1 protein-coding gene and 1 pseudogene are annotated in these 1,192 nt (G+C 51.3%); both read left to right on the forward strand.

The genetic code is table 11. From position 1 onward, the window contains the following. Window positions 1–265 precede the first annotated feature (265 nt). A complete protein-coding gene (locus tag AWB69_RS48505; RefSeq protein ID WP_156529228.1) occupies window positions 266–415 on the forward strand; it encodes a hypothetical protein in 150 nt (49 codons plus the stop codon). 660 nt (window positions 416–1,075) lie between these two features. After that, window positions 1,076–1,150, forward strand: a pseudogene (locus AWB69_RS50220) (IS6 family transposase); the annotation flags it as partial. Window positions 1,151–1,192: the final 42 nt, after the last annotated feature.

The following is a 1,192-nucleotide window of genomic DNA, read 5'->3' on the forward strand; positions in this document are numbered from 1 at the left end:
TCGACAATGAGTTTCTTTGCACGTTCAAGAACCTCACCGCCTGTCGCTTGACGAACCATCGCGCGCACCTCTACATGAAAGGTGTGCTTATTATTACACTATTGAATTAGAAATGGAATAAGTCGGTGCAGCCGTTGACGCATTTAACCGCGATGCCAATTTCTTGACGGGGAAAAGTTCCCCGTGGGAAGCCGCTACCGGGGCCATTGATTGGGACTGGTCGAAGTCGATTTTTACGGCGAGCTACGCAGAGAAAGTGCGTGCCATGAAGCGCGATTTAGTGCGTGGTGAAGTCGCTGCGATGACGCGCCAACTCAACATCGAAGAACAGGCTATGTCGGCCATGAAAGACGCCGGGAAGATCGCGGGAAACATTGCTGGAACGATTATCTCCAGCGTCGTCGGCAAGAAGTGATCGCCCGAGAATGTGTACACGCTGACCAAGTATCACGCGGGAAATTTGACGCTGTCGACGTTGACTGACCTTAACATGACAACGTAGAGCAACAGTTAGTACCAACGGGTAAACCATTGATGACGACTACTGCCAAAAGTAAACCGACGGAACATTTCCAATGGAGTCAGGGGAGTCAGAAGGTTACCGTTGGGAGGGGAGTCTGTTTTGGGCTCTGCAAAAAAATCGGACAGACTCTGCAACAGAGCGGCGGCTTGACCGGTGAGAACGCCTATAAGTCGATCGTAAAGCAACTCGGGAAGACGGGCACTTTGCAATCCGCGTCTGGAAAGCAGGCGACGCTTAGCCAGTCGGGGACCGCAGCAAAGCCCCCATTTCCCACAGACACGGCTTTGATTGTATTTTGTAACATTTCGGTTAGCGAGGGATTTTGCAGCAGATATTCACTGGGGAGTTATCTGTACCCGTGGAGTTGGATTCCAGACCACGCCTGTCTATTGCGGCTAAACTCCGATGGATCGGTTGTACTGTTCGATCCAAACTGGGGAGTCTCCCGTTGGGACAACATGCGGGGTGGCAACGTGAACCACAGTAACGTTACATATAAATTGCTGAACGGGCTCTGTCAGGTTGATCGGGAGTCGGCGGTAGAATGAAATGATGAAGAAAACGAAATCGCTTTATCACGGTCACCGCTTCTCTGCCGTCGTCATCAGCTGCGCGGTTCGCTGGTATTGATATGACTTTGCGTGTCAATGGTGACGTTGGGTTTCAGGT

Origin of the sequence: Caballeronia udeis (assembly GCF_001544555.2) — a bacterium.
Lineage (GTDB): Bacteria > Pseudomonadota > Gammaproteobacteria > Burkholderiales > Burkholderiaceae > Caballeronia > Caballeronia udeis.

Excerpts from the sequence above, each read along its gene's own strand:
- AWB69_RS48505 (WP_156529228.1), top strand. The coding sequence starts at position 266 with ATGAAGCGCGATTTAGTGCGTGGTGAAGTCGCTGCGATGACGCGCCAA.